Here is an 18,074-nt window from a genome sequence, read left to right as displayed (position 1 = left end):
ATGATGGATACAAATTATGTATGGGTTCAAAAAATCACTATTATTGATTCAATGCCGATAGCTCATTATGCATTGATAATTAATCAGAGACTAGTGCATGCCATTACATCTATAGAGGTTGCAAGAGCCAGTAACTTTATTTATGGACTTGCTTATGCGACTCTTTCTAAAGATAAATTTGGAAATATCATTCTTTGTCGTATCAAAACAATTGATGCAAATTGTAATTTAGAATTATTTGAAACTATGATGTTAAAAATGGCTGAAAATAAGTCAAACCTTATTGGACGGTTTTTGAGATTGTTAAGCTATATCACACTACCTACTCTCACACCTTTTTCTGACTTTATACTCACACGTCAAAATATTTTAGATAAGTTTCTGATAGCAAATGGAGCTGACGAACATCATGCGTACCAACATGGTTTGCTAGAACACAGTATTGAAGTGGCTGAAATGGCATACAGTAACGCTCGCCGCCTTCACTATAACGAACTAGATTGCCAAGTAATTTTAATTTCAGCACTATTTCAAGATATTGGTAATATATTCACCTTAATTTTTAATCAACAAAAGGCGGCTAAATACCAAAGTGATGCCAACTTTAACTTTGCTATACTTGCAGAGCCTCTGGCTAAACTTGCGACAATGGATACTGCTCTACTTCGAAATGTAACACAAATGCTTACCCTAAAAAGCGCAAAGAAGACTGAATACAGCCCGGCTCAGAAGGTGTTGTTATTAGCGGAGAAGGTTACAAATGAATCTAAGAGCATTTGAATGAATCAATTGCCCGGTACGTTAAAACTTTGCCCGGGCTGCTTTTGGATAAAATTTATCTATTCTTTTGCAGTGCTAAAAATATATTCTGTGGTGTACTTAATTGTATACTTAACTTAATGCATCTAAAAATTATTGCTCAAGTGTAAGCTTTTACCTTTTTCAGTTGAACAACACTCTCTTTAGTCATGAGCACTTTGAATACAGCATCGCTTAATTGACACTGAAATTCAACATTCATCATTTCTGTACAAATAAAATTGAACTTTATTGATTTCTTGGCGTGAAATCATCCTTAGTACTTTAGACAATTGAGCAATGATTAAAAATTCAGCTTGATTTTTCCCTGTAGGGTAATCGATAAAGCTTACTTTCTCAAAAAAGTTGTACTTTATTATTTAGTAAAATCAAATGTCTTATCCAATACTGATGACCCTATTTTCTCAAGTTCTTTTAATCCAACATTTCAAAATCGATAAATTTAAATTTAATAATATTGCTTCCCTGCATGTTGCAAAATTAAGGTTTTGAAATATCCATATCAATCGCTTTGAAAGCTGAGTATTAATAACAAATGAAAAAAGCTGAATAAACTATAATGACGTTGAACACGTCTGAAGCACATTCTCTTACTAATTAAAACCGATATCTCAAGGTATCCTAGCCCTGAACTGTTTCTTAAAAACCGCCCCTCAGATTCAGGAGCTTCATTCACTAATGAGTTATAAAAGCCCACATCCTTTATCAAAGTTTCCCATTTTTGCTTGGCTTCTAAAGCGTCAGTAGAACTAAGTTCACCTCTGTGAAATTTAAAATGAAGGTGCCTATCTTTCAGCTCTAACATTCGACATAATCTTAAGAAGTCCTTATTCATAGTCACATCTGGTGATCTAATCGCAAAATTTTTACCTGCGGCTGCATATTTTAGTATTTTTACAGCATCATAAACTTCACGTAGATTGATATAACCAGTTTGTAATAAACTATCTGCTTTGTTGCATAAATACTTAAAAGCTTCCTGAGAGGTTTTTCCTTTTGACTCATCGTTAAGTCCAATACCTTTAAAGCTTGGAAAATGGGGAACTGCAGGCAATTTATCCCCAAACTCTGGATAAGATCGATGAACAGCTTTTGCATTCTCATATAACATCGTTATATAACCAACAGATAATCCATATAACTGTGAGATTTCGCTTGGGCTCTTTGAGTTACATGCAGCGAGTATTTTTGCATAATCTAACAATTTTTTTAGTTTGATAGGGTGAAATCTGTCTTCAAATGAGTGTAGATTTGGGAATTGCTCAATATAGGAAGTAAAGTGCTTATTCCAAAGCCTAATACAGCAAGATGACTCTTGCTGTAATGTGAAAAATGTTATGCGTTCTATCAAACTTAGACATTGTTTTTGTGATGTAAGTTTAGCTCTGCCAACACATACATTAAGCAATTTGTTACTAACCGTATATTGACTATTTATCTCTGTATATAGCCATATATCTCTTAAATGCAGATAACTAGATGAAGTTGTTGTTACGGACTTATGCCCTAATAAATGAGATAAAATATACATTTTCGAGCGCGTGTTGTTTTTCAACTTTAATCGATGGTATAACCGTTCATTTAGCTCATTGCAAAACAACTCATCATCAACACAATCAAATCTTAATCTCATTTTTTCAAGCAGTTCAGTATTCAGTTTACACCAAGCCCAATTAGCAAAACTATGCCTGAGATGATGTACTTTTAATGAATGGTCTTTACAGTAGTACTGCATCAATCGAGTTATCAGATCAAATGCACGCTCAACTGAATTTTGGCAATTAAAAAGTAATGTATTTTTGTGATGATTAGTATCTTGCTCTTGATAATACGATCTTAATACTTTTAAATGCTTTTTAGGCCATAGACCATCAAGGGGTAAATCCCTGCGTGCAGAGGCTGATTTCAGTGCTCTAAGTTTATTTGGTCTGATACTTAATGTGCACCAGTCAAATTCGTCACTTTTTGGTAATGCAGGAGAAAAATCGAGATCGCTAATATACAGTTTCCCTGCTTCACTTCTCCGCAAACCACTATAAAAGCAAAGGCATAGTAACAAATAAGCATATTGATATTCATAGCCGACTAGTTGATCTGAGTTATCACGTAGATCCGAATAGCGTTGCTGTATATATTCGAGGATTGCAGTCGTATGAGACGCGGATATAATATTTGCACTGACCTCTGTTTTAGTTGATGAAATATCTAAATTATCTGTATTTAGCTGCTGAACTGCCCTACTCTCTTTTAAATACTCTGCAAAATAATACAAATATTTCCTTCTTTGCCCTGATGTAAAGTATTGCGCAGCTTCATTCAATTTAGTTTCCCAGTCCGGTGCTTGGAGCTCTTTAAAGTTGCACAGGGTAAACACTGTCAAAAAAGGATGGCTGATACTCTTAACATAATCAATTACAGTTCTAAGCCTTAGCTTCTTCTTATGCACACCTCCGTTTTTTAAAAGATGATACATCCACGTTAGTAATAATAATTTATATACATTTTGACATTTAGATTGCTCCAATACATTGTGCATATATTTTACAATCTCATTTCTTGGCACTTTCTGTATATCTCTCTTTTTTAAAGCAACATAAATTGTCTCTAGCTCACCGATAATTTCATTTGGAGCTGAATATTTCATGGCACCGTTTAAAATTAACCTTCGATCAGAAAAGTTATTTTCTTTTAAGTCTGGCTCAAGCAGCTCTTCAGGTGGTATAGCCTTGCCAGTAATAATTCTAAAAAAACAAGCTTCAGGTAGCTTTACCGACAGGTTCGGCTGAAAGTAGGTTAAATATGAAAAAGGACTTAGATATATTACATAAATTAACTCTCGTAACCTTTGTAATTTTGCCAATGTTAATCCTGACCATTTTTCCTCTCGGTCTTCATAACAATTTAAAAATGATTGCAGGTATTTGGTTAATTTTTCTTTTTTGAAGCAAATAATACTACGGGTTTTCATTTTTTTTTGTAATTTAAATAACAACAAAATAGCTGCATCACATAAGAGGTAGCGCTCCACTTCGCCTTTTATTTCCCCAGACCAGAAACTGATCCCTTTTGCATAAAACAAATTACTAGGGTTATTAATAATTGCCTGTAATTCATATAATGACCGTATATCTGTTGTGAAATACAATAATAAGATAAGCCGACCAAATTCAGCATTATCAACCAGATCTTTTTTTGGATTTTTTAACTCTTGTTGTAGAATTTCATACAAATCTAGCGCTATAGGAAGTTTGATAATGCTTGTAGGAACAATAATCGGTTTCTCTTTTTTTAATTCTACGATCGAAGTTACAGGTAATGCCTTTATTTTAAAATGTTCTTCGCCATAATTAAAAATGGCATCAATTACTTTAAGTTGTAACTGTCTAGTTGGTAAGTCACTTTTAAGTTTTTTCTCTATTTTTCTAAATTGATGCTTCGAATAATCATTTTTACAGCCTTTAAAATGTTGATACAGTAACTCGCATATTTTGTTATAAAGGTCTGTAAGGCCTTCCTCAGTATAGCTTTCATCAAAATCACCACTATATTTTAAATAAGCTGTTCTTATTTCTTCAAAGCAAGGATGTAATGTCTTTCGTTGTTTTAAATCTATTAAGTAAGAATCGATTTTACCTTTCGCCATTTTACCTTCTCAAAAATACTGTCTAAATGTGGTAATAGCTCCATTATTACGCTGTTGTATCGTAATGAAGAGTATTTAGCTAATGGCAGCTCACCAACTTGCCAGTGACCCATTTGTAGATTAATTAACTCACTTCTCACTCCCTGTATTAAGAGCTGACTTTTAAGCCAGTGTCTACCTGCATTAGATGGAATCGACATGCCTTTAGGCAAATTATCAATAAGCTTTTGTGGAGATAATGGCTTTACTTTCCAGCCTGTTATTTGTTTTTCGAAAATAAAAAGGGGGCCAAAATTTTTTCTGGAATTTCTTATGTCTGCGTACCAAGAAGCTGATTCATTAAATTTCATATTTAAGCTTGATGAAGGTGCCTGTGTAAATTGATCAATTTTTAATGCTAGCGCTGAATTTTGAGCCCTGATGAGACCTCGTAAGGATTCTAAATGGTTTATATAATCATTAATTTGTTGTTTCAGTTTGCTTGGAATACATACTAATCTTGAATGGGTAAAATCACTATCATCTTTATCACTTATTCCTAATAAATTTAGACTTGGGACATATAGCGATAATGTGGGTAAAGGGTTCCATACAGCTCGATACCCTGTACCAAACATGAGCATCCATGTGACATACAGTACATAAGAGTTATGAAAATTTAGTAACCAATCAATTGAATGCTTATTGCTCAGTTTGCTAAGTTCTTCAATTCTAGCCACACATTTATTAATGAGTGTTGAAAGTGTTTCGTTTCTAACAGTCAGTTTAGAGCCAAGTGAAACACGCTCTTTTTTATACGGTTTAAATTCAAAAAGCTTAAGCTCTAACTCTTCTTTATAATACGCTTTATAGTCATTTTTAACTTCTTGCCAAAGCCTTTTAAGCATATAACAACGCAAATGATCCTCAATATTACTGTAGCTTCTAGCAACGCGCGTCATATACAGCTGCACATCGTAACTGAAATCGATGTATATAGGGTCGATGACTTCAGTTGCATTTAAATAATTAACAACGAAGTTACTAATTGTTGAAATGCTTAATCGAGAAGAATTTGATTTTTCTGACACTTTTTTAAGTTTATGTATTAGTCGATGTTTTAAAGTTATAATATCTTCATTAGAGAAAATTTTTTGTTGTGTTTTATCCTTCAAATTATCTAGGATCAACTCTCTTAAAAAATCTGGGCACCGAGTTATAGCAAGGTCTTCAACGGTGTGAAGACCTTGATGTTCGATCAAAGATTTTAAGGATTGGCTAATATTGAAGACCCACCAAGCATCATCATACTTATCAACATAAAGTCCTGTACGTGCATCTTCTAGCTCATAGGAGAAGTTTAGTTCCATTACTTCTTCGCAACTTTTACTTAATAGGAACATACACCAACAAGCTATCGCTAACGGTTTATTCTTCTTTTGAAAAGCCATAGCTTTTAAAGTAGTAAATAAGATCCCTAAATCTTTTTCTCGAAGTAAGCGAGTATCTTGCTTGGCAATATTATGGGAGCGAATAACATTGCTTGTAACATCAACTTTTCTTTTTGAACGTGTATCTTTACTGAATACTTTTTCGACACTTTTAATCTCAAAATTTTCAAGCGTACCTTCATTGTTAACTAAAACATATGGCATTTGTTCATACAGATCATCAATGAAAATACCATTACCGTCATGAAGAATCTCCTTTTCAGGTTTAAGAACTTTTATGCTATCACTGCTTAATAAGTTTTCATACTTTGGCTTCTGATAACGTTTAAACCTTAAATCACCTCTTCTTCCATGCCGGTTATATGACTTTGCTGGGGACCAATCGTTAAAATAAAAATGTAATAAACTATTGATATAGGCTCGAGTATTTTTATCTTCATTCTCTCTTTGTATTTCTTCTAAATTAGCTATGATTGTTTGCTTAGAATGAGATAAAAGAAAGGCGTTCTGTTTTGGATGAAAATTAGTATTATTATGAGATATCAAGTGCCTAAACTTTGAGCAGACTTCATTCTCTCTTGTAGCTGACTTAGTTGCTAAATCTGGATCTGTTAAGACATCTTCAACATCAAAAAAATGCTCTATGAAATGAAAAATAAGAAACAAAAATTGTTCGTCATGCTTATAATCATGCGACTTTATTAAAAACACATAAAACGGATACAACTCGCACCAACCTTTTTTATAAGATTTTGAGTGATATAGGTTTGAATTAATCTTTGAAAGGCGGACTTCATATTGCTTTACAGCATCAAAAATATATGACTTTAAGTTCAAAAGGTTTAGTAATTTGGGTAAGTATCCTGGTAGTTTCCTTGATATTTCTTCAACTAACCAAAAGACCCAAGATAATCCCTGTAAATCACTTTTTGGTGCTTTTATTTTGCGTAAAAACTCATCTAAGTCATTTTGTAAGTCTTCTCTTTCCAAATTTATTTGATTTATCTTACAAACCGAAAAAATATGATTTAGTATCTCGCTTTTCAAAGAGCTCATAATTTCACAACTTTTGTACTAATTTTGAGCCATGTACACAATTCAGTTTTTGTTTTAATTTTTGGAAAAAGCATTTTCCAAGATTGAGTTTTAAAAACACTAGGTTCCTCTGAAAAGAGACTTTTAAGTAGTGCAGATATACTTGTACCATTTACATTAAAATACTGTTTAAGCATAATTCTTAAAACATCATTTAAGAATATGAGTTTACGTTCAGAGGGCTTAGGCCTTGATGAAATAACCAAGCATGGAACAAAATTTTTTTCGTCTAATATTTTAGTTCGCTGTAATTTAGTGTAAGTAAAAAGCCCTGATACAACATAATACTGACCGTCGATTTCATAACAAATCATCGGAGCTTGATATGCATCTAAATAAAAAGAGTCTAAATCATCAAAACTATCATCATGACTGGATTTTAAAAAAGACACTATATTCGTTTCTAAAATTATTGTACTGATAGTTCTATCTAAGGCGAGCGAGCATACATCCACATTACTTAACTTGGCCGTGCCAAGGAGCAAATTAATTTTTGAATAGGCTTTCTTTATTTTGTTCGGCAACATAGATAATCAACACAATAGTGGTAATAATGACTTTTTAAGTTTGTGCCTAAACAGCGCCTTTATCAAGTTTAACTACGTTAAAAATCTCACTAAATACGCCGGATCAAAAACATAAACAACACTTAACAATATGAAATATAGGAAATTGCTGTTTTAAAAACAAAATAACAATTCATTTATTAACGTCTTGACATGGTAGAGGTCGGTGGTTCGAATCCACTCGGTCGTACCAAATTTAATACTCCCTGTAATAAGTTTAATTTAAGAACTCTATTATACGACAGTTGGTTAGAGCGCTACCTTGACATGGTAGAGGTCGGTGGTTCGAGTCAAACAAAAGTAAGCAAAGGCCACGTTATGTTTCAGGCTCAGAATCCACTGTTACAAACCGCCATTCTTTAAAAATTAACCGCCCTGATGAGCCAGTTCCGCCTGTTGTACCACCAAAGCTGGCTTCACCCAGAGCTGTATCGTAGTGAATGCCACCAGCACCACTAACACTGACTGTTTCACCAAGGATAGAGCCCTTAAAGCCAACTGCCGAGGCCACATCAACATGTGAATAAGGCGCATAAATCACGGCGTAAACTTCGCGCGTGCCACCAGAGAACTCAATGCCAGAGCCACTACCATCGTAAGCACTATAAATACTAAAAACAGGTCTGCCTTGGGGTGTTATGCCATTATCCGGAGTATAAACCTGTGCTCCTGAGCTTATTTTTAACTTACCCTCAATAATAATGGTTAAACTGCTATTGTCAGGGATGGTCAGCGAGCTTGCACCATTCATCGTGAAATCGCCAGCAACAAACATCACTGCATTGTGGTTTTCTTTTACCGTCATCCGGCCACTAATTGTTACATCATCGAAATATAAAATTTGCGTTGCCGAATCTAAAAATACCGCCGATTGAGCTGTAATATCGCCATCTGGCGTACTACCGTAATCTACTAGAAATGTCGCAAGAGTGGTTTCAAGCTCAAGTAGATCGCCTTTTGAACTATTGTTATTAATGAATAAATCAGGACTTGTTGTACTAAGGCTTATTGCATCAATGGCTTGTTTTAAGTCAAATGGATCACATGTTGTCATGCCTTGTTGCGCTTCACTGCCTAATTCCACTTTTTCGACAGGCGAGATCCAAGACAGACTCGCACTAGAGACTTTATAAGGAGCATAATAATAATGTTCGGTATCACCTTTAAATGAACCAGAACCTGCATATTGCAAATCATCGCCAACAATTACACTACCCCACTGGTTAAGTGAAACATTCCCTAAAGCCCGAACACCTTGACTTACACTGCCCCCTTTTTGCTCAAAATTGCCAACCGTTTGCACTCCTCCATAAATATGCACTTGGCTAATGGAAATTGTATCATTGGCTGAAACTCTGCCAGCAACTGTACCAGAACTTTGATGTGTATAAGATAAATAAGCACTTGCGTTGCCACCGATATCAACGCTACTTGATGCAACCAGGTTACCATTTGTATGAACATTTCCTGTGATATCAACACGCGTGGTTAAATCGCCCGACGCTAAAACATCTCCACTAATTGCCCCACCACCACTGAGAACAATGTGCCCAGTATCAGTCAAAGTATTTACAAAGGCTGTATCACTAATATTGGTATTACCATCAGCCAAGGTATCGCCGTAATCACCCAGTGATGAATCATAACTATCAATAACCCCACTACCCGTTACAGCCACCCCTGCACAACCTGTTACTCCCTGTGAGAATGCAGACGTCTCACTGCCACCACTGGTGCCATGAACGTATTCAAACACCGCTTGCATTTGCTCTTCGCCTTCAAAACGGTTGCCTTGGCTTGAGACCACTAGGTTACCCTCATCATCAAGGGTGATTGACGCATTATAGCTGCTCGATGCTAATTCACCGGTGCCACTGAGTTCACTATTTGCAGCCACTAAATCGTCTATTGTGGTATTTGGATCCGCTAATATATCACTTGTTAAACTTTCAATACTGGCGTAAACGCCTTTTTCTGACATCAAACGCGCATTTAATTTCTTTTGAAAGTTACCACTAAGGCGCTCCTGAATAACGCTATCTCGTAACGTACTCAGTACAACAAGTGTTGCCATTGAAGTCAGTATAAGAACAGTAACTAAGGTAAAGCCTGTATTCTTATTCATTTATTGAAACGCCTTATTCATCGCTATTTGTGTCATAGCTACGTCAATAACAAATTGATTATTAAACTGAGCAGGTAAATTTGTAGGCTGTACTGCAATCGAAACTAGCTGCTCTGAAATCGTGTAGTTAATCGCACGAATACCATTGAGTACTTTTACGTTTCCTGCACCAGCATCGCAAAACAGTGCATCGTCAGTCACACTATAAAGCTCGGTAAAATCAGCGGCTTTTATATCCCCTGTACACGCTTTAGCCCCAGCTTGTTGCTGTACAGTTAGCACCCCATTATTAAAACTAGGTTGTACTTTCGTTTGTTTAAGGCTGCGAGTAAACATTTTGCTGCTAAAGCGAATTACATCCAAGGCGTTTTCTAATTCTTTTGCGGTATTGGTACTGCTATTAATTGATGAATAAGCCAGGCTAACCCCGCCTAGTAAAAACATACTTGCAGCAAGGGCTACCATTAATTCCACGAGTGTAAAACCGGATTGATTAGGTAGTGTAAAACTCATGGCGTGCAACCTACTGGTAGTGTTGGATAACTGCCAACAATAGCAACTCGGTTTTCTAGGTTATCTGTTAAGCGTTTATCTTCCCAGCTTATTTCAACCAATAGATCATTAGAAAAACTAGCAGGCAGTGTCAGGGTATAAGCATCAATTTGTGGTGCTAGGCTGGCTCTAAAGTCAGCATCATTATAGAGTGCGGGGTTGGTATGTTGTAATTCACATAAACGTGGCCAAATACGCTCAAGTACATTATTTGCTTGTACTATGGATGCTGTGTAATTAAAACTATTTGTGACGTATTGCAATGACTTAAGTTGCGCGGTTGCTAAGCCTAATAAGGCAACGGTTGCTACAATAAGCGCAACAAGTACTTCTAATAAAGAGAATCCTGAGTTCACTTTACTCAGCATGTTTGGGCACCTTCAACTATCCAACTTTGCCCACTTTGCAATAAACAGAGTTTAAAGTCTGTTGTAGAAGTGTCGTTATCTGTAACCAAATATTCAAAGGTGTTATTTAGTTCACCGGTATTACTAATTGTTATGGTGGTAAGCTCAACCGTGATGCTCTGATGAGTGGGAGTAAAGGTTGTTAATGTTTCTTGCGATGTTCCGACTTGAGTTTTAACTAACCACTGTGATTGACTCGCTTCAAGCTGTACACTCTGATCGCGCTTAATGGCTTCACTACGTGCAAGTTTATAAACACTGTGTAGCTGATTTGAGCTTGTGACTAATCGGTCGCGCTTTATAAAATCAATAAATGATGGCGCTGCAACAGCAGTTAAAATACTAATAATTGTAATGGTTATTAAAACTTCTAATAACGTAAACCCAAGGTGTTTTTTTACCAACAGCCCACATCCTCAGAGTGTTTAGTCCCTGTATGATCTAACCCAAGCTTACCGCATGAATCCGCGGTTTGAGATGCTATAGGCTTAGCCTGAATATAAAACTCGGAACCATTAGACTCCCCGCTCGTTGCATCTGATTGGTAGCTTAACTGATAAAACTCTGAATCGGGGAAAGTGTAACTGTGCGGGTAACCCCCCACTCGTGTATATTGCCGCTCGAGTACTGCTGCCTGCTGTAAAATCACTTGCTGAATATCTGCTCGTCTACTTTGCTGAATATAAGACGAATAGCTCGGCATTGCGACTGCGTACAAAATACCAATAATGGCTATAACAATTAAGATCTCGACTAGAGTAAATCCAGCTTGTACTTTGTGTGTACTAGGGTGGGTTATCAATGGGTGGCCTATAAAATTAAAATACTAACAACGGCAAGTCATAATTTAATATTAAGCGAATATAAAAAACCAGTAAACTGCTCAGCAATTGAGCATAATAATATCAACGGTGATATTGTCAATCTTAATGCGGGAATAAAGCCGAAAATATACATTAAAACAACAACTTTCCCTTAATCAGAAACGAAAAAGCAACTATTGTTGGAGTTAAAATATGCCTTTAAAATAAGCTTAGGGTATGAATAGTGGTTATAGGAATTAACTGCTAAAAAGCCTATGGCCACCTCACCCAGTGAGGCAGCCAAAACACGTTTAAAACAACGATTCAAAAGTGCCATCAGGAAATAAAATCCCCGGAACACCTCTAACCGCGGTCACATCAGCAATTTGGGTATCACCGAAATATAAACCGCCGCTGTAATTTCGACCCTTTTGTTTAATATCAAGCCAACGGCCATATTGGCCTTTTATTACCGCATTGATATTTTCACCGACTTGGCGAATATTGAGATCTAATGCCCTGTTTTGCAACGTTAAAAACACATCTCCATTACTTACATTATCTAGCTCATCAAGCTCGCCAACATAGGCTAGTTTAAATCCTGGAGCCCCATTTAAAGCCATAGCTAACTGCAATGAAAAAGCGATATTTGCATTCTCTTCATTAATAAAAGGTGTCGTTTCAATAGCCTGAATGATAATCCCTATATTTTGTAGCTCTGAACTAATTTCGCCATCAAAGTCAAATCCTGACACCACGGTTAACAACTCTTCAAACGGGCTGACAAATCGATCGATTGACGCTGTTATTGTCCCTGCAAGCTGAGCGTTATTCTTTTCAAGTAAAATATCGGTTGTGATTGTGCCAATACCCGTTACCTCATCTTGCTCCAGCTCAAATGGATCATCTGTACCGTCAAAGCTAATTATCAGCTCACTTACATCGACACTTAATACCGTCGTCTCGTTACTGATTTTTGCATTTAGTTCACCGATGATTTGATTACCGAGTACACTGCTTATTTGCCACTTTGGTACATTCATGTCGATAAAAACGTCTTGTCCATCATAAGTGCCTGTGATTTGCCAGATATAAGGAGAATCCGTATACACAACGCTTAAGTCACCTAGACTATAAGTTCCCGCATCTTCATTTGATATGGGTGAAAAGTTAGAAAGTACATCATATAAAACATTGCTAAGGGTCAGCACTGTCTGTTGCGAATCAGTATCTAATAAAGTTTCAACTTCAGTTAATTTTGCTTCAAGCTCATCGCTATATTTTTTTTCTTGTAGTCGAATAACACCGATTACATCACGAACATCTTCAAGCAATACCCGCGAATCAAGCGCTTGCTCGGTGGTAGCAAAAGGCTGCGCGCTTTTCATCTGGCCGATTGCAAATAACCGTTGTTTGACATCACCAATGACCGCTTGAATCAGCTGGTTACCTTGTATATTTAGCAAGTTTTCGCTGGCGTATTGCTGTGCATAAGTAGCGTAATCTGTGATGCCAGTTAAACTAGCCGCAATGGTGGTTTGCGGTTCGATATCTGTGCCAAGATTTGCTTCGATCTCTTTTGCTGCTTGCAAAATGACACCAAAAGTCAGCGCATTAGTCAGTATTTCAGCTTCCAGGTTATCATTCAATTGACTATGAGTTAGATGGTAAAAAGGCGTTGCACTCAAGCTTGCAAGGCTCATATCTAAGCTTTCATCAAAAGCCAATGAACTCACTGGCGAAAGGTAAACTTTATTCTCCCCAGGTGCACTAAAAAATACAGCCTTATAATTTAAAGATAACGGCATAACTTCTTCAAAGTCTATGAAGCGATTTCCGTTAAGGTCATTTTCGTTATCTCGCAGAGTACGGCCACAACCATCAAAGCTTGGGCACGTTAAACTTGTTGATTCAGAGATAAACTCTACTCGGTGAAAGTCTAAACTATCTAATGCCAAGGTAACGCTGTTAATGTCGTCAACTATCTGTGTTTGAACCTGTGATGAGTCTTCATTACTTATTATTAAAGTACCTGCCGAGCTTTGCCACGGAGCAATATAAAAGCTAACCGTCGATGATGTTTCAACCGCAAGTGACGTTAACTCGTTCTCAGATGAATCATCAGAAGAACCACCACAACCAGTTAGCGCCAAAATTAAGCAGGTTGACAATATTTTTTTCAACATAAGTGATCCTTAAAACGCTAACTTCATATACCAATTCAAATTGGCATAATAGGCTTTATCAATATTTAGATTATCTGTTTGTACATTTAATCCAAAGTACTCATTTTCTACACCAAGTAAAAATGATTCACTATTAGTTTCATAACCGCCAATTAAAGCCCAATGATCCCAAAAGTGAAAACGTCCTTTCAGTTGTGAAAAGGTATCTTGATCGTAACGCTTTATCATAATTTCACTAGAGAACTGTGAATTGATACGGTAATCCACATAGGCTTTTATTCGCACAGGCATTTCAAATGTATGTGCTTTTTCGTGGCCCAGTTCAGATGTGGCTAAACGTATGGTAGGTTCTGTAGCAATGCCACCGTCTGAGGTCTCGGTAAATGGTACCTCTGTGGTATAACCATTAACAAAACCGCTGTCTTCATACTCTGTTTCGTAGAACAGATCTTGCGCTAAGAATCCTAGCGTTAAATCTTGATTGACCTTCCAATCAGCCGCTAAATCAAAGCTGTAACCTACACCAGATGGGTTTTCATCGGGGGTAAAACGCTTAAATAACACATCTTTTGAAAAATAATAATCAACTTCTAACGCGCCTTGGATTTCATCACTGTATACCGTGCCCTCGACATTTGCATCTTGAAAATGAGTACTGGCGAACACGGTAAGTTTAGGGGTGATTGTAAGCGCATCTGACTCTAAAAATTTAAAATCATAAGAAACAAATAAACCATTGGTCGTCGATTGTTTACCATCTAAATAATAAACATAATCGCGCTCTTCAAATGGCAGGTCATTCTTTTCTGTATGCAGATAATTGGCTGTGTCTGGATCAAAACTTAACACATAATCAAAACGGCTTTGATAACCTACTTTAAAATTGCCGTAACCAACACCAAGTTCAAAAATATTATAAGTAAATGCGCTATCACCTGAGGTTAACGGTGCATCAAAATCATCAATAAATGCTTTAACGGGTTGTGCTTCGGTATAAACTACAGAATCAAACGTTGAGAAAATTTGGAAATCGCTATCTGCGTAGCTAAATGGGGAAATTAGTAATGTGGAAAATCCTAACGTAAGAATTTTTTTTTTCATACTTTTATCACTTGTTATTATTGTAGTTAAGAGGGAGAACATTTCTCCCTCTTAGTTTTACATTACTTAGACTCGTCTAAAAATGTAATATCAGTGTAGTCGATTACTTCACCATCAATGTATTCAACAGAAATTCCATTGGTGATTTCAGTAACAGTACCAAACTGCATCATCATTTCATTATAAGTCGCATTTACAGACCCAGTAAATTCATCATTACTATCCGTAGCCGACATTGAAATGCTGTAGCTAATTTCATTATGAAGCTTCACTTCGACGCCATATGCTTCATCTTCAACAGAGTCATCCAACCAAACCATAGCGGTGAAATCTAAATCTCCAGTCACGCCTGTGGCTGTAATGTTACCCATTTCAGTAATATCATCACCGCTAGCTGTCACAGTGCCAACAAAGCCTACGTCACCATCTGTGAAAGTGACTTCATTTTGTGATTCAACACCCACTAGTGAGCTGTTGAATATATCATCAAATGACACATCACCACTGAAATCAAAAATAGTACAGGTATCACCTTGCTCTGCATTACCGGCTAAGCACGCTGATGCAACTATTGATAAGTCATCATTTGAATTACCTAAGGATGCCATTACTGTATGAGTAACTTCATCGTTGTCATCAAGCACATCAACTGCAAGGTAACCATTATAAGCTAACGCTAAACGAGCTGGGGCTTCGGTTTTACTTGAGTCATAAATATACTCACCTTTTAATTCAACAAACTGCTCACCATCTTCGTGACTAAGTGATAAGAACAAGCGTTGCTCACCTTGGTTTGTCTTATTAAAGCTGTATGTCCATTGTGGGTAACGAGTTGATACAACATCAGTGGCTTCATCACCTAAGTCATAAGCCTCATCTAAAACGTCATATACTATTTCACCTACGTCAAATGCAGCTTTACCACCTGTTTTAGTCACAAGTGAAACGTCGTTTATAGTTGCTGTATCCGCTTTAACTTGAGCTAGGAGCTCAAACTTGATAACCGCCATGGCTGCATTATCAAGTAATGACTGAGCAGTTGATAAATCAGCTGCAGCTTGAGTTGTAAACTCAGTGGAAGAAGTCATCGCACTTGACGCAGCAGCCTGTAACTCTGTTGCCAAGGTTTTATCTGCATCTTCTTGTGCAAGCGCTGCTAAGGTAGTTGCTGCAGATGAACCTGCTGTAGCAGCAAGTTCAAGCTGCTCAGCATCAGCTGCTAGCTGTTGCGCCACTATAATCGCAGTGTTAGCAACTTCAACTGCAGATTCTGATGTCTCAGAATTTGTTAGCATAGCAGCATCGACGGCTATCATCGCTGTTTCTAATGCAGCAGCAGAAGTCTCAACTGAACTTTGCGTTGTAGCGATGCTCGTTGATGCGGCAGTCGCATTTACAATAGCTACATCGAGCTCTAGCCCCTGTGCGCTAACCGCATCGCTGGCACGAGTTACTTGCGCCTCAACACCTGCAATTATCGCGTTTACTTCTGCAAGACCCGATGTTAAATCAGTTTCAAGGCTTTGTGCGGTAGCAAGTAGCTGAGCATAGCTATCGTTTTTATCCGCAAGGATTTGCGCAGTTTTAGCTAAGCCAGAAGCTTTTATTAAAGCTGCTTGAATTAAAAGCTGCCAATCATTATATTGTGGTAAGTTAAAAGACAAAGCAAAAACTGCATCGTTAAAAGTTAACGCTTGCTCTGACGTTTCAAGGCCTGCATCACCTAATTCTACAACTTTCGCTAATGATGTTTCTGCGCCTTCTACCTGAGGAGCAACTAACTCAATAAAATCTTGGGTAGCGATAATTTGTGCTGTTACTTCGTCAGCTACTTGAGCATCAAAGTCTTCGCCTACATCACAGTTATCTTCACAACCGATTTTCTCAAGCGCACTTTTAACTTCTTCAGCTGTATCAGCAAGCTCTGAGCCTACGCCCGCCGAAGTCGCTTTCGCTTTGACTTCTTCTACGGCAGCGGTGGCATTGCTTTTCAATTTAGCAATCGCTTCAGGGTCAGTGATCCCCATATTTTCTGCAACTTTAGCAAACGCTTCATCAACACCTTCACCAGTAATAACTGCGGCAAAAATTAAACTTGTATTCTCAACGGCTTTTTGAAGCTCAGCCGCAATTTGTTTTATCGCGTCATCATCATTATTTGCTACTTTACCTTCTTGCACCGCTGTTGAAAGATTCGCAATAACATCACTCAACGAGCCATTTGCCCCTGCACCTGCAAGTGACTGCAATGATACAGCTGTCTGAACAAGTGCTAAAGTTCCAGCATCTAACGCATCGCCTTTGCTAATATTAGTAAAATCGACTGCACCACCCAGTGAAATATCAGCAAGTAATGCAGATGCCTTTATTGCCGTATCTGGGCCGAGTACTTGCACTAAGGTTTTAAGGCTCGCAGCTGCAATAGTGCCATCTGATACAGCCGTTCCTTCTTTTGCTGAGTCAAGTAGCATTTTCGCAGCAATACTTGTGTATAACGTCACGTTTGCAAAATATGAGTTGCCTGATGCGTCCCCTTCTGCAAAACTTGCACTTCGTACATTGCTAGCCGTCGCTGTTTCTGGCACTTTAATATATTTAACAACTTGCAGTGCTAAATTATCTTTATACCACTCGCCAAAATCAATGCTTGCATCACCATTATTTACCATGCCTGCTTCTTCAGATGCTGCTGGCGCTTCTGCGTAATCTCCACAACCAACAAAAGAGTCACACTTAACGTAACTTTCATCACCTTCTTTTGCAGCAGTTACTGTGATAGTAAGAGGTCCGGTAAAATCATCTTCGATAAAGATACTATACGCACCATTTACCCCGGTCATCACCGATTCTGGGTTAGATTTTAAAACTTTAGCTTGTGCACTTGCATCGGCATCAGCTTGAGATGTGGTTGATTCAGCAGTAAAACTTTCATCAGCGGCTTCTAAACGAAACGCGACAGGGACTTCTTCGCCAGCATCGTTAAGCGTTGTTACGCTCAGTTGTGCTTTACTTAAAGCACCTTTAACCGCTTTACCAGATACTTGCGTATTAAAGTTGCTAGAGACCTCGGCGTTATACACTGTGGCAGGATCAGGGTTAACATAATCATTGTTATCATTATCCGAACCACAGCCTGTTAGACTAAGAGTTAACGCAACCGAAGCAGTGATTGGGTTAATCTTTATTATTTTTTTTCCCATGTAAATCTCCTTGTATGCTTAACAAAAGCAAGTTATTAATTACCTTATTAAATCGAGAAACCACAATTTTAAAGGTTCTTTGCTCAGTTAAACTACACAAGGATTATGACAAATTTTCTGTATTTACTTTACTTATATAATAAAAGT

12 protein-coding genes are annotated in these 18,074 nt (G+C 37.3%); 1 reads left to right on the top strand and 11 read right to left on the bottom strand.

Annotated elements, in window-relative coordinates; translation table 11 throughout:
- Window positions 1–780 carry an HD domain-containing protein gene (locus NQT69_RS00595; RefSeq protein WP_256825794.1) on the top strand — a complete coding sequence of 260 codons (780 nt, stop codon included), beginning with the start codon at window positions 1–3 and terminating at the stop codon, window positions 778–780.
- 541 nt (window positions 781–1,321) lie between these two features.
- Here the strand turns inward: NQT69_RS00595 and NQT69_RS00590 are convergent.
- From NQT69_RS00590 to NQT69_RS00540, 11 genes are all read right to left on the bottom strand, one after another.
- Complete coding sequence (locus NQT69_RS00590; protein ID WP_256825793.1) at window positions 1,322–4,462, bottom strand: site-specific integrase; 3,141 nt, start codon at window positions 4,460–4,462, stop codon at window positions 1,322–1,324.
- On the bottom strand, window positions 4,432–6,948 hold the full coding sequence (locus NQT69_RS00585) for a hypothetical protein (protein ID WP_256825792.1): 2,517 nt from the start codon (window positions 6,946–6,948) through the stop codon (window positions 4,432–4,434). The genes NQT69_RS00590 and NQT69_RS00585 overlap by 31 nt, the downstream gene beginning before the upstream one ends.
- Complete coding sequence (locus NQT69_RS00580; RefSeq protein ID WP_256825791.1) at window positions 6,945–7,379, bottom strand: hypothetical protein; 435 nt, start codon at window positions 7,377–7,379, stop codon at window positions 6,945–6,947. The genes NQT69_RS00585 and NQT69_RS00580 overlap by 4 nt, the downstream gene beginning before the upstream one ends.
- Window positions 7,380–7,869: 490 nt before the next feature.
- The gene (locus tag NQT69_RS00575; RefSeq protein ID WP_256825790.1) at window positions 7,870–9,678 is read right to left on the bottom strand and encodes a pilus assembly PilX N-terminal domain-containing protein; all 1,809 of its coding nucleotides are present in this window, start codon (window positions 9,676–9,678) and stop codon (window positions 7,870–7,872) included.
- Entirely contained in the window at window positions 9,679–10,191 is a 513-nt protein-coding gene (locus NQT69_RS00570) for a PilW family protein (RefSeq protein WP_256825789.1), read from the bottom strand.
- A complete protein-coding gene (locus tag NQT69_RS00565) occupies window positions 10,188–10,598 on the bottom strand; it encodes a type IV pilus modification PilV family protein (protein ID WP_256825788.1) in 411 nt (136 codons plus the stop codon). Before NQT69_RS00565 ends, NQT69_RS00570 begins: the two co-directional genes overlap by 4 nt.
- Entirely contained in the window at window positions 10,592–11,041 is a 450-nt protein-coding gene (locus tag NQT69_RS00560) for a GspH/FimT family pseudopilin (protein WP_256825787.1), read from the bottom strand. Before NQT69_RS00560 ends, NQT69_RS00565 begins: the two co-directional genes overlap by 7 nt.
- Window positions 11,035–11,439 (bottom strand): type IV pilin protein, encoded by a 405-nt coding sequence (locus NQT69_RS00555; RefSeq protein ID WP_306173935.1) that lies wholly within the window; start codon window positions 11,437–11,439, stop codon window positions 11,035–11,037. The genes NQT69_RS00560 and NQT69_RS00555 overlap by 7 nt, the downstream gene beginning before the upstream one ends.
- 312 nt (window positions 11,440–11,751) lie before the next feature.
- On the bottom strand, window positions 11,752–13,626 hold the full coding sequence (locus NQT69_RS00550; protein WP_256825786.1) for a hypothetical protein: 1,875 nt from the start codon (window positions 13,624–13,626) through the stop codon (window positions 11,752–11,754).
- 9 nt (window positions 13,627–13,635) lie between these two features.
- Complete coding sequence (locus NQT69_RS00545; protein WP_256825785.1) at window positions 13,636–14,727, bottom strand: hypothetical protein; 1,092 nt, start codon at window positions 14,725–14,727, stop codon at window positions 13,636–13,638.
- Window positions 14,728–14,789: 62 nt separating this feature from the next.
- Window positions 14,790–17,927: a hypothetical protein gene (locus NQT69_RS00540; protein WP_256825784.1), complete on the bottom strand. Its 3,138-nt coding sequence runs from the start codon at window positions 17,925–17,927 to the stop codon at window positions 14,790–14,792.
- Between the last annotated feature and the right edge of the window lie 147 nt (window positions 17,928–18,074).

Origin of the sequence: Pseudoalteromonas shioyasakiensis, from assembly GCF_024518675.1 — a bacterium.
Classification (GTDB): Bacteria; Pseudomonadota; Gammaproteobacteria; order Enterobacterales; family Alteromonadaceae; genus Pseudoalteromonas; species Pseudoalteromonas shioyasakiensis_B.
Note: the sequence above shows the minus strand (reverse complement) of the source record. Positions and strands in the feature narration are given on the sequence as shown.